Source organism: Pseudoalteromonas sp. OF5H-5 (assembly GCF_021530695.1).
Taxonomy (GTDB): Bacteria; Pseudomonadota; Gammaproteobacteria; order Enterobacterales; family Alteromonadaceae; genus Pseudoalteromonas.
On record NZ_JAKGBF010000002.1, the window covers coordinates 476899 to 502510 of the forward strand.

Sequence of the window (25612 nt, forward strand, 5' to 3'; positions counted from 1 at the left end):
ATCGTCAATTTCGAGCGTATTTTTATATGAGAGTCGCTCGAATTTTGTTAGATTTAACCTAATTCATTTAAATAACAATGGAGTATAGCTATGGCCTGGAACGAACCGGGTAATAATGGCAATGATAACGATCCGTGGAAAAACCGCGGGGGGCGGGATCAAGGCCCACCTGATCTAGATGAAGTATTCCGTAAATTTGGTAATAAATTCGGCGGTATTTTCGGCGGTAAGCCGGGGAAAGGTGGTAATGGCGGATTAGGCGGTGCTGGTTTCGTCTTTATACTTATTATCGCAGCCATCGTATGGGCACTAAGTGGTATTTACACGGTAAAAGAAGCTGAGCGCGGTATCGTGTTGCAATTTGGTAAATTTGACCGTATTGCTGAGCCGGGTCTGCGCTGGAAAGCCACGTTCATCGAGCGTGTTATTCCTGTAGATATTGAAGCGGTGCGTTCATTGTCGGCTTCAGGCTTTATGCTTACGGAAGACGAAAACGTCGTGAGTGTTGAGTTTGAAGTGCAATATCGTGTTGTAGATCCAACGCTTTATCGTTTCAGTGTGACCGATGCTGATCACAGCTTACAACAAGCGCTAGACAGTGCTCTACGTTACGTTGTGGGCCATTCTCGCATGGACCAAGTGTTAACTACGGGTCGTGAAGTGGTTCGTCAGCGCACTTGGGAAGAGCTAAACAGTATTATCGAACCATACAATCTTGGTTTGATTGTTACAGACGTTAACTTTAAGGACTCGCGTCCTCCTTCAGAAGTAAAAGACGCATTTGATGATGCGATTGCTGCACAAGAAGATGAAGAGCGTTTCATTCGTGAAGCAGAAGCTTATGCGAAAGAAATTGAACCGCGTGCGCGTGGTCAAGTGACTCGTATGACGCAAGAAGCAGAAGCTTATCGCGAGCGTATAATCCTTGAATCTCGAGGTGAAGTGGAGCGCTTTGAAAAGTTACTACCAGAATACCAAGCTGCGAAAGAAGTAACGCGTAAACGCTTATATATTGATACAATGGAGCAAGTTTTGGGCCGTAGCTCAAAGGTATTGGTTGATGTTGAAGGTGGTAATAACATGCTGTATCTACCACTTGATAAGATTATGCAATCCCATAACAACGCTTCGTCACCAGTACGTTTGCCAAATCAGAGCGATATTGAGCAGCTTCGTAGAACGATTGAAGGTACTCAACAGCAAAATAGCTCTGTCAATTCAGGCGGTGATAGATTTAATCGCGACAGATTTGGTAACGGGAGATAATCAATATGAAGAATTTTAGTCTACTTCTATTAGTCACTGCCGTGATCATGTCGTTCTCTGGTATCTTTGTAGTAAACGAAGGTCAAAGAGCAATTGTACTGCTATTTAGCAAGGTACAAAAAGACGCGAATGGCGATGCTCTGGTGTATGAACCTGGCCTTCACCTGAAAGTGCCTTTCTTTAGCCAAGTACGTAAATTAGATGCACGGATCCAAACACTTGATGGTCAACCTGATCGCTTTGTAACGAGCGAGAAGAAAGACTTGATCGTGGATTCTTACGTTAAGTGGCGCGTGAATGATTTTAGTGCTTATTACCTACGTGCGCGTGGTGATAAACAGTATGCTGAAACGCTACTTAAGCAAAAGGTGAACAACGGTCTAAGAACAAACTTCGGTTCGCGTACTATTAAAGAAATAGTATCTGGTGAACGTAGCGAGCTAATGGAAGAAGCGTTAGTTCAAGCGTCTGAAAGTGCAACTGAGCTTGGGATTGAAGTACTTGATGTCCGTGTTAAGCAAATTAACCTACCTAACGAAGTAAGTAACTCGATCTACCAGCGTATGCGTGCGGAGCGTCAAGCTGTGGCGAAAGAGCACCGTTCTGAGGGTCAAGAGAAGGCGGAGACCATCCGTGCTAATGTTGATCGTCGAGTGACAGTAATGCTTGCAGATGCTGAGCGTAATGCTCGCGCGGTTCGCGGTCAAGGTGATGCAACGGCGGCAAACATTTACGCTAAAGCATATAATAAAGACCCTGAGTTTTTCGGGTTTGTTCGTTCGCTTGAAGCATATAAAAATACCTTTAAAGATAAGAATGACGTTATGGTGTTATCACCGGATAGCAAGTTCTTTGATTATATGAAGGATGCAAAAGCTCAATAAGATGATGCTTTTGAGATGATTGTAAAACCCCGCCAGCCAGCGGGGTTTTTTATTGGCGCGATATGGCCACAACGTTAGACTATGAAATCCCACGAGTAGCCGCGATCTTTCATGCCGCAAAAAACGCACCGTAGCAGCGACTTTATGTCGCGAAGAAATACACTGTAACAGAGCCTTTATGCCGCGAAAAAACACACCGTAGCTACGACTTTATATCGCGAAAAAACACATCGTAGCAGCGGATTTTATGTAGCGGAAAAACACACCGTAGCTACGACTTTATATCGCGAAAAAACACATCGTAGCAGCGACTTTATGTCGCGAAAAAATACATCGTAGCAGCGACTTTATGTCGCGAAGAAACACATTGTAGCTACGACTTTATATCGCGAAGAAACACATCGTAGCAGCGACTTTATGTCGCGAAAAAGCACACCGTGGCAGCGACTTTATGTCGCGAAAAAATACATCGTAGCAGCGACTTTATATCGCGAAGAAACACACCGTAGCAGCGACTTTATATCGCGAAGAAACACATTGTAGCTACGACTTTATATCGCGAAGAAACACATCGTAGCAGCGACTTTATGTCGCGAAAAAGCACACCGTGGCAGCGACTTTATGTCGCGAAAAAATACATCGTAGCAGCGACTTTATATCGCGAAGAAACACATCGTAGCAGCGGATTTTATGTAGCGGAAAAACACATCGTAGCAGCGACTTTATGTCGCGACCAACAATAAAAAAGCGGCCAATAGGCCGCAGTTAGGAAGTGAATTGGTACTAGCCTATTAAAATTACAAAACCTTAAAACACGTACTTCACTGAAAGTTGCAGTCTATCTAAATCACCTTCGAGGCCACTTTCTGTTTCCCGAGTACCCATCTTATATTCAGCACCAAAGGTAAGTTTTTTCACGGGTGAATAAAGTAGGTTTGCGCTGTAACTCATACTTGATTTTGTCGGATCGCCAGTTACCGCCAGCAAATCGCTTTCGTTATCAGCATTAAAGAATGAGTATAAGAATGTTGAGCGGAACTGATCATTCCAGCTATGTTGGTAAGCAATAAAGCCCGACGTCGAGTCAATTGCATGTAACGAGTTACCGTCGTATACCGCACCATTAGCAACGTTCAGTCCTACATAACGACCAAGCCCTTGGCCTTGGGTCAGCATAAACTTCAAGTTATTGTTGCCAAAATTAACACGACCAGATGCACTGACCCCAAATGAGCTTTCAGACTCATCAGCTCCACCGACTTTATAGGTTATTTGGCGCGCAAGTGCCGCTACCGCAATATGACCCCAATCTGCATTGTGTGTGTAACGTGCAGTGAAATCAGGCATGCTAGCGTCATCAGTGACGACACGGCCACTATCTGCAGTGGTAACCGTGCTTTCTGGGTTTTCAATAGAGAAAGACCAGTTTCCCGTGGTGTATTTAGCCATGGCTTGGCGTACGAAAACAGTGCCTTCAGCTGGGCCAACGAAATCTAAAGTCTCTGGTAGCGCGCTAACATTTTGGAAGTTTGACCAAGCTTGACCGAACAAGAAGCCTTTGTAGCTCACAAAGGCTTGGCGAATACGAGGTGAGTAGGAGTTACTCACACGCTCATTGCCTCCAGATGTAGAAATAAAGTCTAGCTCGATTTTAGTCTTGATACTGCTGCCATCATCAAGCTTAGTATCGGTCCCGAAGCTAAAGCGAGATTGGCGAGCGTGCATATCAAACACAGCATCGCTATCTGAGTTAACCCCGACAGGAGTCGTACCAGGAACGTAAAAGTCTCGGCCGATATTTTGCGCACCCAGCGCGCCGTCAGAAAAGTCACTCCAAATGGCATCTAGCTTGATATAACCACCATAGTTAACTTTAGTATCGCCAATCTCAGCCGCAGTGGCAGGGAGAGCGCAGAGGCTACTGATAGCAACTGCGAGCAGTTTTTTATTAATGTTATTCGTTGTCATAATCCAGTTCCTCAATAGCTGTGCTTTGCAGTTGGCAGCAGCCGATATTCATATTAATCATCACTAACTGTTGTTTAAGGTTGGTTTTTACTCAATTACCTATTGGTCTATTAGACTAAGGTGGCATACAGTAAATGAGCGGAGGATAAGGCGATCATAACGTTTGAATTAGGTACAGTCGGTAAGTTGTATGAAACTTTTACGTTTGCAGCTGTTCTACAACTAAGGTCTAATACTTAAACACCCAAGGCTGGGTGATCCTTAGGAAAAGCGTGTCTAGCAGACCTAGACCTCTAAATATAATGGAGATGACTATGTCACAGAGCATTTATCCAGTTCCTGAAAAAATCAAGAACGCAGCATTAATCAACGACGAGCAATATCAAGAACTATATCAAAAGTCGATTGATGACCCCGCAGAGTTTTGGAAAGAGCACGGTCAACGTTTAGATTGGTTCAAACCTTATAGTAAAGTTAAAAATACCTCATTTGATAAAGGCCATATCAATATTAAATGGTATGAAGACGGCGTACTAAATGCCTCTTATAACTGTATCGATAGACACCTCGAAAAGCGCGCCGATAAAGTTGCGTTGATTTGGGAAGGTGATAACCCAGAACAATCAGAAAATATTACCTACCAACAACTGCATGATGAAGTCGCAAAGCTTGCCAATGGTCTTAAGAGTCTGGGCGTTACAAAGGGTGACCGCGTGGCAATCTACATGCCGATGACTCCACAAGCAATTTATGCCATGCAGGCCTGTGCAAGAATTGGTGCTATCCATTCCGTTGTGTTTGGGGGCTTTTCACCTTCTGCGATTGCAGACCGTATTAAAGATTCTGGCGCCAAAGTGGTCATCACCTCAGATGAAGGTCGTCGCGGTGGTAATTGTGTGCCGCTTAAGGCTAATGTTGATGAAGCGGTAGCACAAGTTGGCGTCACCACTATTGAGCATGTGATTGTACATCAATTAACAGGTGGCGATGTTGAATGGAATGCTCACGATGTATGGTGGCATGAATTAGTTGCTGATAAGCCAGCCGAATGTGAACCTGAAATGATGAATGCGGAAGATCCGCTCTTTATTCTTTATACCTCGGGCTCTACCGGTCAGCCGAAAGGGGTAGTGCATACTACGGGTGGATATCTAGTGTATGCATCAATGACCCATGAGTATGTATTCGACCTTCAAGAAGATGATATTTACTGGTGTAGCGCGGATGTGGGCTGGATCACAGGTCATAGTTATATTGCTTATGGTCCACTGGTGAATGGTTGTACTCAAGTTGTATTCGAAGGCGTGCCGACCTATCCGACGTCTGGTCGCATGGGTGAAATCGTTGATAAACATGGCGTTACTATTCTCTATACTGCGCCTACCGCGATCCGTGCTTTGATGGCGAAAGGGGACGAGCCGACAGCAAGTTCTAAGCGTGATAGTTTACGTATTTTGGGTTCAGTCGGTGAGCCAATTAATCCAGAGGCTTGGTCTTGGTATTATGAGCAAATTGGTAATAGTGACTGTCCTATCGTAGATACTTGGTGGCAAACTGAAACGGGCGGCATCATGATCACGCCACTACCTGGCGCGACTGCACTTAAGCCGGGTTCTGCGACCCGTCCATTCTTTGGTATTGCTCCTGCACTATTTGACGCGGAAGGCAATACGCTGACAGGCGCGACTGAAGGAAATCTGGTGATTTTGGATAGTTGGCCTTCACAAGCCCGTACGGTTTATGGCGACCATGAGCGTTTTGAACAAACGTACTTCTCGGCTTATCCGGGCGTTTATTTTACGGGCGATGGTTGTCGCCGTGATGAAGACGGTTACTACTGGATCACCGGTCGCGTGGATGATGTACTTAACGTTTCAGGTCACCGCCTCGGTACTGCTGAAATCGAAAGTGCGTTAGTCGCTCACGAAGCGGTTGCTGAGGCGGCTGTGGTAGGCTATCCACACGACATTAAAGGTCAAGGGATCTATGTCTATATAACGCCAAATGAAGGGGTAACGGTATCTGACGAGTTAACTAAAGAGGTGAGAAATTGGGTGCGTAAAGAGCTAAGCCCAATTGCAACCCCTGACATGATCCAATGGTCTCCAGGTTTACCTAAAACCCGTTCTGGTAAAATCATGCGCCGTATTTTGCGTAAGATTGCAGCCAACGAGTATCAACAGTTAGGGGATACTTCTACACTTGCCGATCCAAGTGTGGTTGATGAATTAATCGAGAATAGATTGAATCGTTAACTGAATAACTTGAATTGCGACCTAATATAAACATACTATAACGGCTGTTATCTTTACGATAACAGCCGATTTTTTAGGAGCATAGCATGTATCAGTTTTTAATCGCGGATGATCATCCTCTATTTCGAGAGGCGCTTAAGGGGGCTCTAAAAGCGCAGTTTGAAGGACTAGAGGTATTCGAATCTGAAAACTTTGACACTACGCTCTCGGTCTTACAACAACAAGAAGAACTAGACCTACTCCTGCTCGATTTACATATGCCGGGCAATGGTGATTTATATGGACTAATTCGGATCCGTGAGGATCACCCAAGTCTTCCAGTTGTTGTGGTTTCGGGAAGCGAAGACCTTTCTATCATTTCTAAAGTGATGGGATACGGCGCGATGGGTTTTATCCCAAAAGCGGCGTCAGTAGAACAAATTACCGAAGCCATAGAGCAAGTGCTCGAAGGTGACACGTGGTTGCCTGAAGGCATGAAAGACAAAGTGGCTGAACTTGAAGGGGAGGACAAAGAGCTTGCCCAACAAGTGGCCTCGCTCACGCCGCAGCAATATAAAGTGCTACAATATTTACACGAAGGCTTGCTGAATAAGCAAATTGCCTACGAGCTAAATATTTCAGAGGCAACGGTGAAAGCACATATCACCGCTATCTTCAGAAAGTTGGGTGTCTATAATCGTACTCAAGCCGTATTGATTGCTTCAAAACTACAACTAGAACCTATCGAAGCGAGTGACTAATTTCGCATCATTGCTTGCAAGGTGCTTACCTTGCAAGCAATGATGCTTTAGCTTAACTCTTTAAACGCCTGACTTAGTCCCTCTATTGTTAGCGGATACATTCTGTCTTGCATTAATTGATTTATTAGCTCTATCGAATGGTAATAAGACCAATAGCTTTGCGGCTGAGGGTTAAGCCAAGCCACCTTACTAAAGTGATTGGTTAAACGATTCAGCCAAGTAGCACCTGCTTCTTGATTCCAATGCTCTACGCTACCTCCGGGATAGGTGATTTCATAGGGGCCCATTGTCGCGTCACCAACAAATATTAGTCGATAGTCTGAACCGTAACGGTTAATTAGCTGATAAGTATCAAGCAATTCGCTGTCACGACGGTCATTATCGTGCCAAACATGTTCGTACACACAATTATGAAAGTAAAAAAACTCAAGGTGCTTAAATTCACTGTGTGCGGCACTGAAGAGTTGTTCACAAAGCTGGATATGGTCATCCATAGAGCCGCCAATATCAAACAGCATCAATACCTTCACTGAGTTATGTCGCTCAGGAGCCATTTTCACATCCAGCATGCCGCCTTGTCTTGCGGTAGCGCGAATGGTTTCATTAAGATCGAGCTGATCGCTTGCTCCACTGCGCGCAAATTTACGCAATTGCTTGAGTGCAAGCTTAATATTGCGGCTGCTGATGTCGGTATTACTGTCAAGATTGCGATACTGCCGTTTATCCCAGACTTTTACTGCTCTGCGATGGCGATTTCCATCTTGGCCAATGCGGATCCCTTCAGGATTATAGCCGTAAGCGCCAAAAGGCGAAGTGCCTCCTGTACCAACCCATTTATTGCCGCCTGCGTGACGTTTTTGTTGCTCAGCCAAGCGTGCTTTCAACGTTTCAAGGAGCTTATCGAGTCCACCCATGGCGTTAAGTTTGGCTTTTTCTTCTTCAGACAGCGACTTCTCAAACTCTTTACGCAACCAATCCTCAGGCAATTGCTGCTGTTGAAGTTGTGAGAAGAGATCAATTGACTCTATTCCCTCAAAGTAATCAGCAAACGCACGGTCGAATTTATCAAACAAGGTTTCATCTTTCACGAAGATGGTTTTTGCCAAAACGTAAAAGCCGTCCAGATCGGCAAAGCAAACTTCTTTATCCAGCGCCTCTAAACAGTCTAGTAATTCGCGCAGGCTCGCTTTGATACCGTAACGTCTAAGCGTGAGTACAAAATCGATGAGCATGATCAGCGGCGGCTCATAAAGGCAAGTTTCTCAACCAAAGAAACATCTTGCTCGTTTTTAAGTAGCGCACCAAATAACGGCATTAGGCCACCTTGGTTAGATTTGTCATGCAACGCGTCAGGGGAAATATCTTCCGCTAATAATAGTTTTAGCCAGTCGAGTAATTCACTCGTGCTTGGCTTTTTCTTTAGGTTTGGTGTGTCGCGTAATTGGAAAAAGCTTTCGAGTGCTCGTTGTACTAAATTTGCTTTAATATGTGGAAAATGCACGTCTACAATCTGCTGCATCTCTTCTTTGCTCGGAAAGTCGATGTAGTGGAAAAAGCAGCGGCGTAAAAAGGCATCTGGTAGCTCTTTTTCATTGTTTGAAGTGATAATAACGATGGGGCGCACCTTTGCCTTTATTTGCTCGTTAGTTTCGTAGACATGAAACTCCATTTTATCGAGTTCTAACAGCAGATCATTGGGGAATTCAATATCGGCTTTGTCGATTTCATCAATCAGCAGAACGGGGCGCTTTGTGGCGGTAAATGCCTGCCACAGCTTACCTTTGATGATGTAATTGCCAACGTCATTAACGCGAGGATCGCCAAGTTGACTGTCGCGTAAACGCGAGACCGCATCGTATTCGTACAGGCCTTGCTGGGCTTTGGTTGTTGACTTTATATGCCATTGAATTAGTTCGGTATCTAAACTTTTTGCCAATTCTTCGGCGAGTAAGGTCTTGCCAGTACCAGGTTCACCTTTAATGAGGAGTGGTTTTTCTAAAACGATGGCCGCATTCACGGCCTGTTGTAGAGCAGAGGTAGCAATATATTGATCAGTACCTTTAAACATAGTTCAACTTCTTGTGGTCAGATGAGATAGGCTCATCTTGCCACAATCAGCTTTTCGCTGCCAACCCTGCTTCGGTTTCGATTAAGGTGAAGCGAGGCACCGCTTCGCCTTCGACCATAACGTCTTCTAAAAACATTTCAAGTGGTCGAACCCAAAAGCTCATATCTCCATATAGGGTTTGATAAACCACTTGCTTCTCTTGCGTTTCACTGTGCGTTGCCAAGGCGTGCACTCGATATAATTTTCCTTTGTAGTGGCGGTAAATTCCAGGTGTGATATCCACTAATTCAAGCTCCAAAAAATAAAAGCCGTACGTGACGGGCTGAAATGTTATAATCCGTGCCATTAAGACTGAAGGTGTTTAAAGATGAATTATATTGCGCTGGACGATTATAAGAAAGCTTGGGTTTTCAAACATAAAGATCTTCCAATCGAAGAATCCGACCTGGCATTGATAAAACCAATGTCAGCGGCGCGCGCTGCGGTGCTTTGGAGCACTATGGTAAGCAACGAAAAAGATCACCCTGATTTCTTTGATAAAACAGATTGGGTTGGTAAAGCGGACTCATGGCAAGAAACCCTCAATTGGGAGCAGCCGTGGGAAGCGGGAGAAGCGTTTCCTGAAACTATCGAGCAATTTCTTGATTGGCAAGCTAATACCACCGTGTATTTTTGTCTCTCTCGAGATGATGTGATCGAGACCCGTTTTGACGTGTTTAAGCGATGTTGGCAGAACTTTATGTTTTTGACTGACGGTAGTTTCTTAATAGGAAAAAAACGCAGTTCGGTAGTACAATTTATGGCTGAGGGGCAAGCAAAATTAGGAACCAAGCCGTAAGCAAGTACAACTGAGCAGTTTGCTTTGATTTGAAACATGGCTAGTGTATAAAGGATGTACACCAGTCTACTAAAGTAGATTGCATTGACGGGAGGCGTTTTGGAGCAACAGCAAAATACAATCTGGTATGACGAAGCATCTCGCCTTGTATTTGCCGAGCTTGTAAACGTATTTTATGCCAGAGAGTTGCCGAAGCTTGCTGAACTCTCTGATCATACTCGCCTTCAGCGTTTGTTAAACAGCCTACCGTATTATGTTGAGCGCGCGGCCACACATATTATTCATGGTGATGTCCCGCTTGAGCTAGATAGTTTCAATGGATGTTGGTTAGCAAAGCAAAAATCACAGCCTAAATGTGATGACGCTGCCAACGCAGCATTTTTTACTACTAAGGTGAAAGTGGGGCTGGTGGTTCCCGTGCTATATGCAGACTCGACGGGGACAACCGTGAGGCTCGACAGTGTTGACCAAGTGGGTGAGGCTGACAAATTGCACTGCAACCAATTTGGCTGGTTTAGTGTTAGTGGCAATAGCTTACAAGCAAGTGATGAAGCGCGTGTACAACTGCTAAAACCGACGAAAGCGTTAATGACAGCTGCCTGTTGTGGCCATTCTTGGCACTTTGGCAAGGCGGTAGTACCACGAAGGCTGACGCTAAGGGAAATGCTACTTGCCAGTGCAATTAATTGGCCACAAGTACAAAAAACAAAAACGAGTCAACGATCCTAATCGACTCAAAAAACAGAAGTTTGGATTAAGCAATGCGATTTTTTCAGTTAGCGCTGTTGGTTTTAGCGCTATTTATTCAGTACAGACTTTGGTTCGGCCACAACGGCGTGGAGGACTACACTCGGATAAAATCCGTGGTTAAATCGCACCAAGAAACCAATGCCAACCTCAGTAAACGAAATAAACTATTAAAAGCGGATATCGAAGATTTAAAACTCGGCCTTGAAGGTGTTGAGGAGCGCGCTCGTCATGAGCTTGGCATGATTAAGCCTGGCGAAACTTTTATCCGTGTATTACCGAAAGTACCTCATGAAAAGAAACGATAAACTTGCAGTCGTCATCCCCGCAGCTGGGGTTGGCAGTCGTATGCAGGCGCAGATGCCTAAACAATATATTCCACTATTAGGTAAACCGATCTTAGTACATACACTGGAAAAACTAGCCGGACTTGAGTGCGTCAATCAATTTATGGTCGCCGTTTCCAAAGAAGATGGATATTTTTCATCGGCGTTACTACCTGATAGCCGTTTTAGCTACTGTGAAGGTGGACAAGAACGTGCCGACTCCGTTTTATTGGCGCTAAAAGCGTTAGCACCAAGTTGCCCTGACTGGGTGTTAGTTCATGATGCGGCTCGACCTTTAGTTGCGCTGGACGATATTCATCAGCTGATTTCACGATGTATAAACCAACAGCAAGGTGGCATACTGGCTGCCAAGGTTAAAGATACCATCAAACGCGGTACGGAGTTGGTACAGGAAACCGTACCTAGAGCGTCGTTATGGCAGGCTTTTACGCCTCAAATGTTTAGGTATGAAGAGTTATTGGCTGCGCTGGAGCTTGGACTTTCTCAAGGTGCAAATATCACAGATGAAGCATCAGCGATGGAATTACAAAATCAGCCAGTCCAACTCATTGCCGCGCGTACAGATAACATTAAGATCACAACGCCGGAGGATTTACCTCTGGCGGAGTTTATAATTCAACAACAAGGTAAACAGCATGATTAGAATTGGCCACGGATTTGATGTTCATAAATTTGGTGGAGCTGGCCCATTGACGATTTGTGGGGAAAAAATTCCTTACGAACAGGGGTTTATTGCTCACTCCGATGGTGATGTGGCAATTCATGCATTGTGTGATGCCTTGTTGGGAGCGCTTGCGCTGGGAGATATTGGTAAGCACTTTCCTGATACCGCGAGTGAATTTGAAAATATCGACAGTCGTATTTTATTACGCCGCGTGATGGAACAAGTGAAAGCGCTTGGCTATCAAATAGGCAATATCGATATCACGATTGTCGCGCAAGCACCAAAAATGCGACCACATATTGATGCGATGCGCGGTAAAATCGCAAACGACTGTGAAGCGCAGCTGGACCAAGTTAATGTTAAAGCAACCACTACTGAAAAGCTGGGTTTTGAGGGACGTAAGGAAGGGATCTCAAGCCATGCTGTGGTGCTATTGGTAAAAGCATGAAGACACTAAATTATCTTTACGGCAAACCGTTATCTGATGGCGATTATAAGTCACAACCAGAAGACTTTAGAGTCGAAGAAATTTTAGATATTCCTTTTACTGGCGAAGGTGAGCACGTTTGCTTGCAGATCATAAAAAAGGGAGAAAACACTGCATTTGTCGCTAAAAAGCTTGCAGAATTTGCTCAAATTTCACCGCGAGATGTCAGTTATGCAGGAATTAAAGACAGACACGGCGTATGTACGCAGTGGTTTAGTGTGCCGGTGCCAATTAAAAAGTCGGTAGATTTTAGTGCATTAAATAGTGACTCTATTTTTGTGGTGCAACAAATACGGCACAATCGAAAGTTAAAAACAGGCTGTCATAAGGGTAATCGCTTTGCCATTACCCTCAGAAACGTGACTGCTCCACTTGATATTCTGTCGCGTATTAATGCCGTACGCCAAGGGGTTCCTAATTATTTTGGAGAACAACGTTTTGGTCATGATGGCCACAACTTAGCCATGGCAGATAGGTTATTTGACGGCGAAAAGATCCGCGATAAAAAGCTCAGAGGGCTGGTGCTTTCAGCCGCCCGCTCTCATCTGTTTAACGAAGTCGTCAGTCGCCGCGTGGCAGAGCATGGTTTGGCAACGACTTGGCATCGTGAAATCTTTTTACTGAGCGGTAGTAACGCCTTTTTTGATTCAGAAATTGATTGCGAGCTCATCGAACGGTTACTGAATGGCGACATTTTGCTTTCGGCGCCATTGGTTGGCAAAGGTGAAAAGGGCTTGTTGCCGCAAGAGCGTGAATGGTTGGCTCCTTTCGCTAAATGGCACGAAGGGTTGGCTGAATTTGGGATGAAAAATGAGCGTAGAGCGCTTAGATTAATACCCGAAGCACTTAAAGTGAGTATGACTGACAACAGTACGCTCACCCTAGAATTCAGTTTACCAAAAGGGACTTTTGCCACGGCGCTGCTCAGAGAGCTTGTTAATCATAAAGATGCCAGTAAAAAGTTTAATAAACATGAAGAGTCGATACAGCAGTGAGATACTCATTGTCTAACAAGAAAAAGAGGTGAAATATGAAGATCCTATTGAGTAATGACGATGGTGTTCACGCCAAGGGTATTGCTATCTTGTATCAAGCGTTATCACAAATCGCGGACGTAACTGTCATTGGTCCAGATAGAAACTGTAGCGGTGCGAGTAACTCGTTAACCTTATTAAACCCGCTCAGAGCGACTACGCTAGATAATGGTTTTATCTCCGTGAATGGCACGCCCACCGACTGTGTTCACCTTGGAGTGAACAAACTGATGGATGAATTGCCGGATTTAGTCGTTGCAGGGATCAACAATGGCGCTAATCTTGGCGATGATACACTGTACTCAGGCACTGTTGCGGCGGCCACTGAAGGTCGACATGTGGGCTTGCCTGCGATTGCCGTTTCTCTTTGCTCTAAAAATGAAGCCCACTACGAAACTGCAGCGCATGTCACGGTAGAGATCATTAAAAAGCTTGCAAACCACCCGCTACCAAAAGACCAAATCATTAATATCAACGTCCCTGATATTCCATTAAGTGACTTAAAAGGGATTAAAGTCACTCGACTAGGCTCACGTCATAAAGCGGATACCATGACCGAACAAATCGACCCATGGGGCCGAAGTGTGTACTGGTATGGCACGTTAGGTCATGAAAGTGACGCTGGTGAAGGCACGGATTTTCATGCTGTAAACAATGGTTATGCCGCTATCACACCGCTCAAGGTGGATATGACGGCTTACGAGAGCTTAGATGCTGTGGCGAGCTGGTTATCTTAAGAGGCGTATGTGCTGAATAATTATCAGGGCAGTGCCAACGCGCTGGTGGAACTGCTAACACAGCAAGGCGTAGAAGATAAAATGGTACTCAATGCCATCGCTAACACGCCTAGACACTTGTTTGTCGATGAAGTGCTTAAACATAAGTCATATGAAAATACTGCACTTCCTATCGGTCAAGGGCAAACGATATCACAACCTTTTATCGTCGCAAAAATGACTGAAGTGTTAAAACAAGTGGGTGTTAAAGGGCGCATTTTGGAAGTGGGGACGGGCTCTGGTTATCAGACCGCCATACTGGCACAAGTGTTTGAACAGGTTTTTAGCATCGAGCGGATCAAGTCGCTGCAGTGGCAAGCGCGCAGAAGGCTGCATTTGCTGGATTTATACAATGTTACCATGAAACATGGTGACGGTTGGAAGGGCTGGGCTTCAAAAGCGCCCTTTGCGGGGATCATTGTTACAGCCGCTGCACAATCAGTTCCAGATGATTTGTTGACGCAACTAGAAGATGGCGGTGCCATGGTCATTCCAATTGGGATTGAAGAGCAAATACTCACGTTATTTGTTAAACAAGGTGAGCAGTTTATTCGCCATGCTCTAGCTCCCGTGCGCTTTGTGCCTTTAATCGCTGGCGAAGTCGGTTAATTTGCTGGTTTTAAAAACAACTCCATAAAATATAACTATTTTTCCAGTAGAATGTGAAAACCAAGCAAAATTAAGTTAGATTGATATGATAGTCGTTGATAGTAGCACTGGAAAATATAAGTAATGCGCAAGTCTCAGGTCATCATATCGATTTATTTAAGCGGCCTGCTTGTTGCCTGTTCGTCGAATCATACGCCTGCACCTGTAACAACTTTATACTCTGGTAAGACCACCTCGTCACATAAAATTAATATTAACGGAAGCAGTTACAAAGTAAAAAAAGGCGATACTTTATTTGCAATTGCATTTAGCGCGAACAAAGATGTAAGAACACTTGCGAAAATCAATAAAATTAAGCCTCCGTACACGATCTATCCCAATCAGATCATTCGTCTAGAATATCCCAGAAATAAAAACAAAAAGAACATAAAATACACGAAAGTAAACCACAAGTCTCAGTCTTTAAAACAAAAAAGTAACAAAACCTCCAAAAAAGAGCTTGATAAGCCAAATCAACGAGAGTATGTTCAAAGACAAGCCACACAAAAATCTAGTAGTACCAAGGCTTTGTATAATAATAAGGTACTATGGAAATGGCCTGCTGAAGGCAAGGTGACTCGTCACTTCTCTGTTAAAGAGAATGGTTATAAGGGATTGGAGATCTCAAATAAACTGGGCACTTCAGTTAAGGCTGCTGCTGGCGGTGTAGTTGTATATGCAGGGAGTGCGTTGCGTGGGTATGGCAATTTAATCATTCTGAAACATACAGATGATTATCTAAGTGCGTATGCCCACAACGCTAAGTTACTCGTCAGAGAACAGCAAAAAGTTAAAGTTGGGGAAAAAATTGCCGAAATGGGTAGTACAGATGCTTCTAAGACGGCGCTTAGGTTTGAGATCCGTTTTAAAGGTCAAGCTGTAAACCCGGCAAAATACTTGCCATAAAGTAATGCGAGTACATCGATTGGTTCGAGTACCCTTACTTTTATTCGCTTGGGGAGAATACTTATGGCTCACACTGCAAAATTACCTACAAAATCTACTCCTGAGTTAGACAAGCTCGAAGATGATAATATTGACGAACCGAAAGACGAATTACTTGAAGACCTCGAAGACGACGAAGAAGTTTTTGCCAAAGAAGAAGTGGTTAAAAACTTAGATGCCACTCAACTCTATTTAGGTGAAATTGGATTTTCCCCACTGCTCAGTGCAGAAGAAGAAGTTTACTTTGCGCGTAAAGCGTTAAAGGGGTGTGAAGCCTCACGTAAACGGATGATAGAGAGTAACTTGAGATTAGTGGTTAAAATCGCTCGTCGTTATAACAACCGTGGTTTGGCATTACTTGACCTCATTGAAGAAGGTAACTTAGGTCTGATCCGAGCTGTAGAAAAGTTTGATCCGGAACGTGGATTTAGATTTTCTACTTATGCAACTTGGTGGATCCGTCAAACCATCGAACGCGCTATCATGAACCAAACTCGTACCATTCGTTTGCCAATTCATGTTGTCAAAGAGCTCAACGTTTACCTACGTACAGCACGTGAATTGACGCAAAAGTTGGATCATGAACCTACCGCAGAAGAAATCGCTGAATGTCTCGACAAACCTGTCGAAGAGGTCAGCAAGATGCTGCGTCTGAACGAAAAGATTACTTCGGTTGATACGCCTATTGGTGGTGAAAATGACAAAGCACTGCTCGATATAATCGCGGATGAAAAGGGCGGTGGTCCAGAAACCGAAGTGCAGAGCAACGATATTAATAAGCACATTGTTGATTGGCTTGGAGAGTTAAATCCAAAACAGCGAGAAGTGCTAGCGAGACGCTTTGGTCTGCTCGGTTATGAGCCGTCTACGCTTGAAGATGTTGGCCGCGAAATCGGGCTAACGAGAGAGCGTGTAAGGCAAATTCAAGTTGAGGCATTGAGACGCTTGAAGGATATTTTACAACACGAAGGGTTAAGTACCGACAGCCTATTCGAGCAACAGTAATACTTTAATCAGTTAATGAAAAAGCCGCAATATGCGGCTTTTTTAATTTTTGCAGTGGTATAAAACCAACCAAGATAGAAAGCGATTACAAGCTTTCTATCTTTGCTTTTTGTTCAAGTAGCTTCGTTTTTGCATCGCTAAACTCAGCTAATTTTGCTTTCTCTTTAGCAAGTACCGCTTCAGGCGCATTACTTACAAACTTTTCGTTTGCGAGTTTCTTTTCGACCTGCTCAAGACCTTTTTCTGCTTTTTCAAGCTGTTTGGCAATACGTGCAAGTTCAGCTTCTACATCAATCAGACCTGCCATTGGGATCATGATTTCAAGGTCGCCGATAAACGCAGTCGCACAAGCTGGTGCTTCGTCTTTGCTTGCAAGCAAATCTACCGTTTCCAGTTTTGCCAGAGCACTTAAGAAAGCTTGGTTTTCTTCTAGACGACGTTTGTCATCTTCGCTTGCACCAGTAAGTAACACGTTTAGCGGCTTGCTTGGACTGATGTCCATTTCACCACGAATGTTACGGATAGCAATAATAAACTGCTTCACCCACTCAAGGTCTGCCATCGCTTGCGCATCAACTTTGCTTTCGTCGAATACTGGGAACGCTTCAAGCATAATTGTCTTCGCTTCGACACCTGCGATTGGTGCTACACGTTGCCAAATTGTCTCTGTGATATAAGGCATTAGTGGGTGCATTAAACGAAGTAAGCCTTCCAATACGGTGATAAGCGTATGACGTGTACCACGTTGCTGCGCTTCATTGCCTTTAAATAGAATTGGCTTAGTTAGCTCTAGATACCAGTCACAGAATTGGTTCCATGTGAACTCATAAATGGTATTTGCCGCAAGGTCAAAACGATAGTTATCTAAGTGCTCAGAGAACACCTTAACTGTATTTTGGAATTGGCCTAAAATCCAACGATCCGCTAGAGAATACACTTTTTCGTTATCGTTGAAGCCACAGTCTTGTTCTTCTGTGTTCATCAATACATAACGGCTAGCATTCCACAGCTTGTTACAGAAGTTACGGTACCCTTCAAGACGGTTCATATCCCAGTTGATATCACGTCCCGTTGATGCCATTGCTGCAAGAGTGAAACGCAATGCATCAGTACCGTGTGCTTCAATACCATCGACAAATGTTTTGCGCGTATTCTTCTCGATTTTTGCCGCAAGCTGTGGCTGCATCATGTTGCCAGTACGTTTTGTCACTAGGCTCTCAAGATCGATACCGTCAATCATGTCTAGTGGATCTAACACGTTACCTTTTGACTTAGACATCTTATCGCCATTTTCGTCGCGAATAAGGCCAGTCACATAAACGGTCTTAAATGGAACTTGAGGTTTACCATCTTCATCTTTGATGAAGTGCATGGTCATCATGATCATGCGAGCTACCCAGAAGAAGATAATATCGAAACCAGTAACCAAGGTATCTGAAGGGTGGAATACCTTTAGATCTTCCGTGTTTTCAGGCCAACCTAACGTTGAGAAAGTCCACAGTGCAGAAGAGAACCAAGTGTCTAGTACGTCTTCATCTTGTGTCAGCGTTACACTCGCATCTAGGTTATGGTTTTGACGAACTTCTGCTTCGTCACGACCAACATATACATTACCTTCGCTGTCATACCATGCCGGGATCCTGTGGCCCCACCAAAGTTGACGGGAAATACACCAGTCTTGAACATCACGCATCCAAGAGAAGTACATGTTCTCGTATTGCTTAGGTACAAATTGAATATCGCCATCTTCTACCGCTTTTACCGCAGGCTCAGCAAGAGGAGCAACGCGAACATACCACTGATCGGTAAGTAATGGCTCGATAACTACGCCAGAGCGGTCGCCGTAAGGAACGGTTAGACTGTGATCGTCGACTTTCTCAAGTAGACCAAGCTGTTCAAATTCATCAACGATTTGCTTACGCGCATCGAAACGGTCAAGGCCGTGGAAACGCTCTGGAATTGGTGCATCCATCGCTTCAAGTGGCTTACCATCAAAAGTAAAGCACTCACCCGTATTTAGAACAGCCGCGTCTTTGTTGAACACGTTGATCATTGGCAGCTCATGGCGCTTACCAACTTCGTTATCGTTAAAGTCGTGTGCTGGCGTGATTTTTACGCAGCCCGTGCCTTTTTCCATATCTGCATGTTCATCGGCAACGATAGGAATGCGACGGTTGACGATAGGAAGTAGAATTTCTTTACCAATTAAGTCTTGGTAACGTTCATCATCCGGGTTTACTGCAACGCCAGTGTCACCAAGCATGGTTTCTGGACGAGTGGTTGCTACGATAATATAGTCCTTACCATCTTTTGTGGTTACGCCATCCGCAAGTGGATAGCGTAAATTCCACATATGGCCCTGCTTGTCTTTATTCTCAACTTCTAAATCAGAAATCGCAGTGTGTAATTTAGGATCCCAGTTAACTAGACGCTTACCACGGTAAATTAAGTCATCTTGATATAGGCGAACGAATACTTCTTTTACTGCTTCAGACAAGCCGTCATCCATCGTAAAACGTTCTCTATCCCAATCTACAGACGCGCCTAAACGGCGTAACTGTTTGGTGATTGTGCCACCTGATTGCTCTTTCCATTCCCAGATTTTATTGATGAATTCGTCACGGCCTAAATCATGGCGTGATTTACCTTCTTCAGCTGCAAGCTTACGCTCAACTACCATCTGAGTGGCGATACCTGCGTGGTCGGTACCCACTTGCCATAGTGTGTTTTTGCCTTTCATACGCTGATAGCGGATCAAAGTGTCCATGATAGTGTCTTGGAACGCGTGGCCCATGTGTAGACTACCTGTGACATTCGGCGGTGGGATCATAATCGAGTATGCGTCACCATTGCCTGATGGCTTAAAGTAGCCATTTGACTCCCAGTCTTGATACAAAGACTGTTCAATATCTTGTGGATTGTAGGTTTTATCCATTACACAGAACCCTAAAAATGCTATTTCTCAATGTCTTCAGTGGAAATTGTTGCGCCAAGTGCACGAAGTTGCTTAAAACGTTCTCGTGCGGCTTGCTTAGCGCTGGCTTCAACAGGCACAAAATCTATCACCTGTTCAAAGCGACGAATAAAGTCAGGGACGACCCGAGCCAGATTAATGAGCACGGGGCGACGAGCAGCAGGAGGCATAGTGCCAATTTCCACCGGTGCGCCGCCCTTGGGGCCTTCGCCTTGTAAGTTGTGGGGCACAAACCTGTCTGCGTCAAAACACCAAAGGTGCTCATCGAATAAATGAGCGTCGTCAGTATTATCGACGTTAACAAAGATACGGTGTCCAGCTTGATATAAGCTCGCCGCAGTTTGTGCTGCCAGATCAAAATGAGCCGGAACGCTAATCCCCGGCTCATCGTTTTGTTTTAACACGTAAAAGCGCGCTTTGATAGTCATGATAATAATACCAATTGCGAGGAGTACTGAGGTTTGCCACAGGCTCCACAGCTGCTCAATATCTGTAATCTTGTTTACCGTGATAGCGTAGACGAAGAAAATCAGTATGCGCGGCTTAGTTTAAAACTAATTATAGCGCCACTTAAATGCACATAAATAAGCCTGTATTCTGCCATATAAAGGCAATACCATCAATCAAGAACCAGGCGAAGAAGAATAAAATATGGCAAGTGGTGAGGCGCGCTTGCTGAGATGGTTTAGTTGCTTTGTAGGCTTAATTTGGCGCGGGATATAGTCGCGGGGTAAACCCGCTGCTACATCATGTCGCGGGATAAACCTGCTGCTACGTGTCGCGGGATAAACCCGCTGCTACATGTCGCGGGATAAATCCGATGCTACATGTCGCGGGGTAACCCCGCTGCTACGTGTCGCGGGATAAACCCGCTGCTACGTGTCGCGGGATAAACCCGCTGCTACGGTTTGGATTAGCCTTTTGTAGCAGCGACTTTATGTCGCGACTTATGCTTGTTAAGTATCGCGACTAGACTATCAGTCTTGCTGTGCGTCCGTGATATTGGCGCGGTTAAGTAAGTATTGCATCAGCATAGGCACAGGACGACCTGTAGCGCCTTTGTTCTTGCCGCTGCGCCATGCTGTACCTGCGATGTCTAAATGCGCCCAGTTGTACTTTTTAGTAAATTTAGACAAGAAACACGCGGCTGTAATTGTGCCAGCTGCGCGACCACCTAAGTTCGTAAAGTCTGCAAATGGGCTCTCAAGTTGTTCTTGATAATCATCCCAAAGCGGTAGTTGCCACGCTCTGTCGCCGCTTTGCTCTGACGCTTTTAGCAAATCATGGGCAAGCGGGTTATGGTTCGATAATAAACCTGTTGCATGGCTACCAAGCGCAACAATACATGCCCCCGTTAAAGTCGCAACATCAACAACGGTTTCAGGCTCGAATGCTTCAACGTAAGTTAGTGCATCGCACAGTACTAAGCGGCCTTCGGCATCTGTATTGAGTACTTCAACGGTCTGGCCCGACATAGTGGTTAAAATATCGCCCGGACGGTAAGCATCGCCTCCAGGCATATTTTCGCAGCCAGCTAAAACGCCAATCACGTTAAGTGGCAGTTGCATTTGTACGACAGCTCGCATTAAGCCAAGCACGCCCGCGGCTCCGCCCATGTCGTATTTCATTTCATCCATCGCTTCGCCAGGTTTGATAGAAATACCACCTGAGTCAAATGTTAAGCCTTTACCCACAAACACGATTGGTGCTTGGCCTTCGTCACCACCGTTATAGTGGATAACTGACATCACTGATTCGTTGCGACTGCCACGGCCAACCGCTAGGTATGAGTGCATACCCAGCTCTTCCATTTCTTGTTCGCCAACAAGGTTAACGGTAACGTTATCAAAGTCTTCAACCAACTGTTGTGCTTGCTCGCCCAAATAACGAGGGTTGCAGATGTTTGGCGGCATATTAGCAACGTCTTTACACAGCTTACTACCTGCTGCGATAGCAAGACCGTGCTCAATCGCGCTTTCACCGATTGTTAATTCACGACGCGTTGGTACGTTAAAGACGATTTTACGTAGCGGGCGTCTAGCCTCACTCTTTTTGCTTTTTAGTTGATTAAAGGTATACAGGCAATCTTGCGTGGTTTCGACCGCTTGGCGAACTTTCCAGTAAGTATCACGGCCCTTAACATGTTGCTCGGTCAGAAAACATACCGCTTCCATTGAGCCAGTTTCATTTAACGTATTGATGGTCTTAGAGATGATTTGTTTGTATTGTTTATCGTCGAGCTCTCTTTCCTTACCACAACCCACCAACAAAACGCGTTCGCTGAGTACATTTGGTACATGATGAAGAAGTAGAACTTGTCCTGGTTTGCCTTCAAGATCACCACGTCTAAGTAAATTTGAGATATAGCCTTCGCTTATTTTATCCAGCTGTTCACCAATTGGTGAGAGACGGCGTGGCTCGTATACACCTACAACAATACATGCGCTACGCTGTTTCTCTGGACTACCACTTTTAACGCTGAATTCCATTGCGACTCCTGAGTCTTTGTCATGTCATTTTGAACTTTTTATGCCAGCACACTTTCCTACATTAAAGTCATGAATATGCTTTAACCTTAGGTAGGATATTCCGGCGCATTGACATATAATAAAGTGACTAAAATAATCAGTTTACTCAATTTTTCCCACTATTCCAGTGAAACAAGACGTTTTATAGGGACGAACATTGCTTATTTTCCGCTATTTAACGGGTGAAGTACTAAAATCTCAGGTTGCGGTTTTTCTCACCTTAATGACAATATTTTTGTCACAAAAGTTTGTACTCATTCTGAGCTCAGCGTCTGAAGGGAGTATACCGGGTAAGTTAGTACTTGCTATGCTTGCGTTGAAACTGCCACAGTTGGCCGGATATATTTTACCGCTTAGTCTCTTTCTAGGGATCATTTTAGCCTATAGTCGCATCTACGCCGACAGTGAAATGACGGTACTGCGCGCTTGCGGGGTCAGTGAGTGGTATGTGGTTAGGGTGACTTTAGTCTCTAGTGTGTTTTTTGCATTACTGGCCGCTTGTGTGAGTATGTATATTGCACCTTGGGCGAGCGAAAAAGAGTACCAATTAAGAGAGCAAGCCGATGCGGAGTCGGGGCTTTCTACTCTCAGAGCTGGTAGATTTCAGCAAACGGGCAATGAAAAAGCGGTGGTATTTGTTCACGGCATTAGCGAACAAGGCCGTGAATTAGACAAAGTGTTTGTCGCGCAATTGCCCGAGAAGGACTCAAATCAAGCCGCTCGTCTAGTGTATGCGCAAAAAGGTGAAGTGATTGAGCTTGATAGTGGTGAGCAGCAACTACTCCTTCATGAAGGTAAGCGTTACGAGACTGATGGCTTCAGCCACGCACTTAATCGCACTGAATTTGGTACTTATCAAGTGCAAATTAAAGAACAAGAAATTGAACACCAGCGCCGTAAATTAGAGGCTATTCCAAGCTTACAGTTACTTGAAATGGATACGCCAGAAGCAAAAGCGCAATTTCAGTTGCGATTGTCGGTGCCTATTTCCATTTTGTTACTCACTCTATTGGCTGTGCCTCTGAGTGTGGTTAACCCAAGACAAGGCAAGTTCGCTAAGCTCGTGCCAGCAATTACCCTGTATTTGGGTTATTTCATTTTACTCAATGCAGGCAAGTTTTTGTTAGCTGAAGAAAAAGTACCAGCCTCAGTCGGTCTCTGGTGGATCCACTTAAGTGTGCTCTTTATTGGCGTTTATTTAATTGCGAAAGGAAGACCTTTTGGTGTGTGGGTTCGCTCGGTATTTATGAAACGGGAGACGACGGTATGATGAAGACGCTAGATTGGTATTTAGGGCGTAGCATCTTACAAACCACAGGTTTCGCGCTATTAGTTTTTGTTGGGATCAATACGCTTATTAAGTTTATTGAGCAACTGCGCTCGGTTGGTCGTGGCAGCTATGATTTACTCGGTGCCATGCTCTATACCATTTACAGCATGCCAAGCGATATCGTGGTATTTTTCCCGATGGCTGCGCTGATAGGTGGCCTGATTGGGCTTGGTGCACTTGCCTCAAGCAGTGAACTAATTGTGATGCAAGCGGCTGGGTGGTCGCGTTTTCAAATTATTATGTCGGTGATGAAAACGGCAGTGGTGCTTGCACTACTGATGATGGCGCTTGGGGAGTGGGGCGCACCAAAAGCGGAGCAAACCGCAAAACGGTTAAAAAACGAAGCAATTTATGGCGGTGAAGTCTATAGCGCTCAGCGTGGTGTTTGGGCGAAAGATGGCGGCAATTTTATTAACATTGGTAATGTTGAAAAAAACGGTAAGCTTAAAGATATCGCGATTTATTATTTCGATGATTCACTAACACTGGCAAAAATAGTACGTGCTCAGTCGGCGCAAAGTATGTCTAACGGCTGGCAATTGCAAGACGTGGAAGAAGTACATATCGATCAACAGCAAATTACAACGCATTATTCAAAATCAATGCTCTATGAGTCTGAATTAAGCGAAGACAGATTGGGTGTCGTGTCGGTAGAGCCTGATGCTTTGTCTTTTACGGGGTTATGGTCATTTCTCGCTTATCTAAAGCAAAATGAGCAAGATTCAAGTAGCTATGAACTCGCGCTGTGGCGTAAGGTGATGCAGCCGCTGACGATTGGGGTTATGCTACTAGTGGCTTTGTCATTTATCTTCGGGCCACTGAGGACGGTGAGTATGGGCGCGCGGATTATTATGGGCGTGGTAACAGGCTTAGCCTTCCACCTGAGTAATGAAATTTTTGGCCCTATTGTGATGGTATATCAAGTTCCACCGGTGGTTGGCGCGTTAATGCCAAGCTTGTTATTTATTGGATTGGCTATCCATCTGCTGAAGAAACAAAATTAACGTTTTGAATTAAATAAAGAAATAGGCCTCATGTTGAGGCCTATATTTTTTATGGACATGGCTAATGGAATAGGCTGCTATTTGAAGCTTAGATTAATCTAAGCTGTTATAAACCTTTTTATTTTCCTCTTTGCTGAGTACTACCACTTCAGTGCCACACAGCATATCCTGGAGCGATCTTTTCTTTTTAAAGTCTAACAACACTATCAGATTACCCAGCCCAAGTAGTGCGCATAGGCTACGAGCGATTGCTTTTGGCCAAGTTAACAGTGCTCCGTCGGGGTTTTGCACTTTTAGGCGCCATGCGCGCATGCCGATAGTTTGACCGCTCTTAGTCCAAAAATAGGCAAAAAACAGCACTGAAACCAACACTAATAAAGTGGCTCTAAGTGTATATAAAATGGGATCCGCTTGGATCAGCGCCGATACGTCTTCATGATTACCAAGCGTGAGCACGTTAAATGAAATTAAGGCATTGATAGTTAGTAAAAATAACACGGTAGTCAGCATTGCGAACGCGACGACCACTAAGCTGTCGTATATAAGTGAAGCCAAGCGACGGCTGAAATTCGCTGGAGCAAAATGTGACATAACAACTCTCATAATTACAAGGTTGCGGGGTATTTTACACATAAACCGATAAAACGTTTACTGAATTACGTTAACTAATGGATTAGTAATGCCCTGTCTTTATAGCTTTGACATGAATAAAGTTGAATTTAGAGCAATATTTAACTACTTGTGTGCAAATAACAAGCAGTTAACGCCTTATTGCAAAAAAATTACTTGCCGTTCTTAATCGCCTTTGTATAATGCAAAGCATAGAGACGAAGGCAAATAAAAAAAGCCTGAGCTCAAAGTGGTTTTTCTTTATTTTCTCTTGTTTTAGAAGATGAAAGAAAAATTATGCCAGTGTGATGGAATTGGTAGACATGACGGATTCAAAATCCGTTGCCTTCGGGCGTGGCGGTTCAAGTCCGCCCACTGGTACCACTTTTTATAACCCTTGCTTTTTAGCAGGGGTTTTTTTATGCCTCAAATTTATGCTTTGAAATTATGATATCGGACTTGGACGCCACGCGGGTGGCGCTAATACAGGTTAAG

25 protein-coding genes and 1 tRNA gene are annotated in these 25612 nt (G+C 44.4%); 18 read left to right on the plus strand and 8 right to left on the minus strand.

Features of this window, described 5'->3' with window-relative positions; genetic code table 11:
- Nucleotides 1–90: 90 nt before the first annotated feature.
- The 3 genes from hflK to L1271_RS04825 all read left to right on the plus strand — a co-directional run bounded on the left by hflK (nucleotide 91) and on the right by L1271_RS04825 (nucleotide 2893).
- Nucleotides 91–1266, plus strand: coding sequence for an FtsH protease activity modulator HflK (gene hflK / locus L1271_RS04815; RefSeq protein WP_010605650.1), 1176 nt, complete (start codon nucleotides 91–93; stop codon nucleotides 1264–1266).
- Nucleotides 1267–1271: 5 nt separating this feature from the next.
- Nucleotides 1272–2150: a protease modulator HflC gene (gene hflC, locus L1271_RS04820; RefSeq protein ID WP_010377388.1), complete on the plus strand. Its 879-nt coding sequence runs from the start codon at nucleotides 1272–1274 to the stop codon at nucleotides 2148–2150.
- A 587-nt stretch (nucleotides 2151–2737) separates the two neighbouring features.
- Nucleotides 2738–2893 (plus strand): hypothetical protein, encoded by a 156-nt coding sequence (locus L1271_RS04825; protein ID WP_235366974.1) that lies wholly within the window; start codon nucleotides 2738–2740, stop codon nucleotides 2891–2893.
- A 64-nt stretch (nucleotides 2894–2957) separates the two neighbouring features.
- On the opposite strand, the gene L1271_RS04830 is transcribed toward L1271_RS04825, so the two are convergent.
- Nucleotides 2958–4118, minus strand: coding sequence for a DcaP family trimeric outer membrane transporter (locus L1271_RS04830; RefSeq protein WP_235366976.1), 1161 nt, complete (start codon nucleotides 4116–4118; stop codon nucleotides 2958–2960).
- Nucleotides 4119–4432: 314 nt separating this feature from the next.
- On the opposite strand from L1271_RS04830, the gene acs reads away from it, so the two are divergent.
- Nucleotides 4433–6373 (plus strand): acetate--CoA ligase, encoded by a 1941-nt coding sequence (gene acs / locus L1271_RS04835; RefSeq protein ID WP_235366978.1) that lies wholly within the window; start codon nucleotides 4433–4435, stop codon nucleotides 6371–6373.
- A gap of 86 nt (nucleotides 6374–6459) precedes the next feature.
- Entirely contained in the window at nucleotides 6460–7113 is a 654-nt protein-coding gene (locus tag L1271_RS04840; protein ID WP_010605647.1) for a response regulator transcription factor, read from the plus strand.
- A gap of 47 nt (nucleotides 7114–7160) precedes the next feature.
- On the opposite strand, the gene L1271_RS04845 is transcribed toward L1271_RS04840, so the two are convergent.
- The 3 genes from L1271_RS04845 to L1271_RS04855 are packed head-to-tail and all read right to left on the minus strand — an operon-like array spanning nucleotide 7161 to nucleotide 9464.
- Nucleotides 7161–8345, minus strand: a complete 1185-nt coding sequence (locus tag L1271_RS04845) for a vWA domain-containing protein (RefSeq protein WP_235366979.1) — start codon at nucleotides 8343–8345, stop codon at nucleotides 7161–7163.
- Between the two features lie 2 nt (nucleotides 8346–8347).
- A complete protein-coding gene (locus L1271_RS04850; protein WP_235366981.1) occupies nucleotides 8348–9181 on the minus strand; it encodes an AAA family ATPase in 834 nt (277 codons plus the stop codon).
- 46 nt (nucleotides 9182–9227) lie between these two features.
- Nucleotides 9228–9464 (minus strand): DUF1653 domain-containing protein, encoded by a 237-nt coding sequence (locus L1271_RS04855; protein ID WP_010377401.1) that lies wholly within the window; start codon nucleotides 9462–9464, stop codon nucleotides 9228–9230.
- A gap of 84 nt (nucleotides 9465–9548) precedes the next feature.
- Here L1271_RS04855 and L1271_RS04860 point away from each other — a divergent pair, with 84 nt between their 5' ends.
- The 10 genes from L1271_RS04860 (at nucleotide 9549) to rpoS (ending at nucleotide 16672) form a co-directional block, all read left to right on the plus strand.
- Nucleotides 9549–10019, plus strand: a complete 471-nt coding sequence (locus L1271_RS04860) for a DUF2947 domain-containing protein (RefSeq protein ID WP_045962078.1) — start codon at nucleotides 9549–9551, stop codon at nucleotides 10017–10019.
- Between the two features lie 84 nt (nucleotides 10020–10103).
- On the plus strand, nucleotides 10104–10748 hold the full coding sequence (locus L1271_RS04865) for a hypothetical protein (RefSeq protein ID WP_010605643.1): 645 nt from the start codon (nucleotides 10104–10106) through the stop codon (nucleotides 10746–10748).
- Nucleotides 10749–10780: 32 nt separating this feature from the next.
- Nucleotides 10781–11074 carry a cell division protein FtsB gene (gene ftsB, locus L1271_RS04870; RefSeq protein WP_010605642.1) on the plus strand — a complete coding sequence of 98 codons (294 nt, stop codon included), beginning with the start codon at nucleotides 10781–10783 and terminating at the stop codon, nucleotides 11072–11074.
- Nucleotides 11058–11756, plus strand: coding sequence for a 2-C-methyl-D-erythritol 4-phosphate cytidylyltransferase (gene ispD / locus L1271_RS04875; protein ID WP_235366983.1), 699 nt, complete (start codon nucleotides 11058–11060; stop codon nucleotides 11754–11756). The genes ftsB and ispD overlap by 17 nt, the downstream gene beginning before the upstream one ends.
- Nucleotides 11749–12225, plus strand: a complete 477-nt coding sequence (ispF, locus tag L1271_RS04880; RefSeq protein WP_010605639.1) for a 2-C-methyl-D-erythritol 2,4-cyclodiphosphate synthase — start codon at nucleotides 11749–11751, stop codon at nucleotides 12223–12225. Before ispD ends, ispF begins: the two co-directional genes overlap by 8 nt.
- The gene (truD, locus tag L1271_RS04885; RefSeq protein ID WP_174170333.1) at nucleotides 12222–13259 is read left to right on the plus strand and encodes a tRNA pseudouridine(13) synthase TruD; all 1038 of its coding nucleotides are present in this window, start codon (nucleotides 12222–12224) and stop codon (nucleotides 13257–13259) included. Before ispF ends, truD begins: the two co-directional genes overlap by 4 nt.
- Nucleotides 13260–13294: 35 nt before the next feature.
- Nucleotides 13295–14035: a 5'/3'-nucleotidase SurE gene (gene surE / locus L1271_RS04890; protein ID WP_010377409.1), complete on the plus strand. Its 741-nt coding sequence runs from the start codon at nucleotides 13295–13297 to the stop codon at nucleotides 14033–14035.
- A 9-nt stretch (nucleotides 14036–14044) separates the two neighbouring features.
- Nucleotides 14045–14683, plus strand: coding sequence for a protein-L-isoaspartate(D-aspartate) O-methyltransferase (locus L1271_RS04895; protein WP_010605637.1), 639 nt, complete (start codon nucleotides 14045–14047; stop codon nucleotides 14681–14683).
- A gap of 123 nt (nucleotides 14684–14806) precedes the next feature.
- A complete protein-coding gene (locus L1271_RS04900) occupies nucleotides 14807–15628 on the plus strand; it encodes a peptidoglycan DD-metalloendopeptidase family protein (RefSeq protein WP_102056159.1) in 822 nt (273 codons plus the stop codon).
- Nucleotides 15629–15691: 63 nt separating this feature from the next.
- Nucleotides 15692–16672: an RNA polymerase sigma factor RpoS gene (gene rpoS / locus L1271_RS04905; protein WP_010605635.1), complete on the plus strand. Its 981-nt coding sequence runs from the start codon at nucleotides 15692–15694 to the stop codon at nucleotides 16670–16672.
- 85 nt (nucleotides 16673–16757) lie between these two features.
- Here the strand turns inward: rpoS and L1271_RS04910 are convergent, their stop codons facing one another.
- The 3 genes from L1271_RS04910 to pepA all read right to left on the minus strand — a co-directional run bounded on the left by L1271_RS04910 (nucleotide 16758) and on the right by pepA (nucleotide 22135).
- Nucleotides 16758–19607: a valine--tRNA ligase gene (locus L1271_RS04910; RefSeq protein ID WP_235366994.1), complete on the minus strand. Its 2850-nt coding sequence runs from the start codon at nucleotides 19605–19607 to the stop codon at nucleotides 16758–16760.
- A 20-nt stretch (nucleotides 19608–19627) separates the two neighbouring features.
- Nucleotides 19628–20074: a DNA polymerase III subunit chi gene (locus L1271_RS04915; protein ID WP_010377414.1), complete on the minus strand. Its 447-nt coding sequence runs from the start codon at nucleotides 20072–20074 to the stop codon at nucleotides 19628–19630.
- A 549-nt stretch (nucleotides 20075–20623) separates the two neighbouring features.
- Nucleotides 20624–22135, minus strand: a complete 1512-nt coding sequence (pepA, locus tag L1271_RS04920) for a leucyl aminopeptidase (protein ID WP_010605633.1) — start codon at nucleotides 22133–22135, stop codon at nucleotides 20624–20626.
- 196 nt (nucleotides 22136–22331) lie between these two features.
- Here pepA and lptF point away from each other — a divergent pair, with 196 nt between their 5' ends.
- Both lptF and lptG read left to right on the plus strand, forming a co-directional pair.
- Nucleotides 22332–23444, plus strand: coding sequence for an LPS export ABC transporter permease LptF (gene lptF / locus L1271_RS04925; RefSeq protein ID WP_235366996.1), 1113 nt, complete (start codon nucleotides 22332–22334; stop codon nucleotides 23442–23444).
- Complete coding sequence (lptG, locus tag L1271_RS04930) at nucleotides 23441–24508, plus strand: LPS export ABC transporter permease LptG (RefSeq protein WP_102056162.1); 1068 nt, start codon at nucleotides 23441–23443, stop codon at nucleotides 24506–24508. Before lptF ends, lptG begins: the two co-directional genes overlap by 4 nt.
- A 93-nt stretch (nucleotides 24509–24601) precedes the next feature.
- Here the strand turns inward: lptG and L1271_RS04935 are convergent, their stop codons facing one another.
- Nucleotides 24602–25099, minus strand: a complete 498-nt coding sequence (locus tag L1271_RS04935; protein WP_102056163.1) for an RDD family protein — start codon at nucleotides 25097–25099, stop codon at nucleotides 24602–24604.
- 317 nt (nucleotides 25100–25416) lie between these two features.
- Between L1271_RS04935 and L1271_RS04940 the strand changes: the two genes are divergently transcribed.
- Nucleotides 25417–25501: transfer RNA gene (locus tag L1271_RS04940), tRNA-Leu, on the plus strand.
- Nucleotides 25502–25612 lie beyond the last annotated feature (111 nt).

Coding starts and splice junctions, on each gene's coding strand:
- pepA (WP_010605633.1), bottom strand. CDS start 22,135: ATGGAATTCAGCGTTAAAAGTGGTAGTCCAGAGAAACAGCGTAGCGCA.
- L1271_RS04830 (WP_235366976.1), bottom strand. CDS start 4,118: ATGACAACGAATAACATTAATAAAAAACTGCTCGCAGTTGCTATCAGT.
- hflK (WP_010605650.1), top strand. CDS start 91: ATGGCCTGGAACGAACCGGGTAATAATGGCAATGATAACGATCCGTGG.
- lptG (WP_102056162.1), top strand. CDS start 23,441: ATGATGAAGACGCTAGATTGGTATTTAGGGCGTAGCATCTTACAAACC.
- L1271_RS04825 (WP_235366974.1), top strand. CDS start 2,738: ATGTCGCGAAAAAGCACACCGTGGCAGCGACTTTATGTCGCGAAAAAA.
- L1271_RS04915 (WP_010377414.1), bottom strand. CDS start 20,074: ATGACTATCAAAGCGCGCTTTTACGTGTTAAAACAAAACGATGAGCCG.
- ftsB (WP_010605642.1), top strand. CDS start 10,781: ATGCGATTTTTTCAGTTAGCGCTGTTGGTTTTAGCGCTATTTATTCAG.
- L1271_RS04845 (WP_235366979.1), bottom strand. CDS start 8,345: ATGCTCATCGATTTTGTACTCACGCTTAGACGTTACGGTATCAAAGCG.
- truD (WP_174170333.1), top strand. CDS start 12,222: ATGAAGACACTAAATTATCTTTACGGCAAACCGTTATCTGATGGCGAT.
- acs (WP_235366978.1), top strand. CDS start 4,433: ATGTCACAGAGCATTTATCCAGTTCCTGAAAAAATCAAGAACGCAGCA.
- L1271_RS04850 (WP_235366981.1), bottom strand. CDS start 9,181: ATGTTTAAAGGTACTGATCAATATATTGCTACCTCTGCTCTACAACAG.
- L1271_RS04900 (WP_102056159.1), top strand. CDS start 14,807: ATGCGCAAGTCTCAGGTCATCATATCGATTTATTTAAGCGGCCTGCTT.
- L1271_RS04840 (WP_010605647.1), top strand. CDS start 6,460: ATGTATCAGTTTTTAATCGCGGATGATCATCCTCTATTTCGAGAGGCG.
- L1271_RS04860 (WP_045962078.1), top strand. CDS start 9,549: ATGAATTATATTGCGCTGGACGATTATAAGAAAGCTTGGGTTTTCAAA.
- rpoS (WP_010605635.1), top strand. CDS start 15,692: ATGGCTCACACTGCAAAATTACCTACAAAATCTACTCCTGAGTTAGAC.
- L1271_RS04910 (WP_235366994.1), bottom strand. CDS start 19,607: ATGGATAAAACCTACAATCCACAAGATATTGAACAGTCTTTGTATCAA.
- hflC (WP_010377388.1), top strand. CDS start 1,272: ATGAAGAATTTTAGTCTACTTCTATTAGTCACTGCCGTGATCATGTCG.
- ispF (WP_010605639.1), top strand. CDS start 11,749: ATGATTAGAATTGGCCACGGATTTGATGTTCATAAATTTGGTGGAGCT.
- L1271_RS04935 (WP_102056163.1), bottom strand. CDS start 25,099: ATGTCACATTTTGCTCCAGCGAATTTCAGCCGTCGCTTGGCTTCACTT.
- ispD (WP_235366983.1), top strand. CDS start 11,058: ATGAAAAGAAACGATAAACTTGCAGTCGTCATCCCCGCAGCTGGGGTT.
- surE (WP_010377409.1), top strand. CDS start 13,295: ATGAAGATCCTATTGAGTAATGACGATGGTGTTCACGCCAAGGGTATT.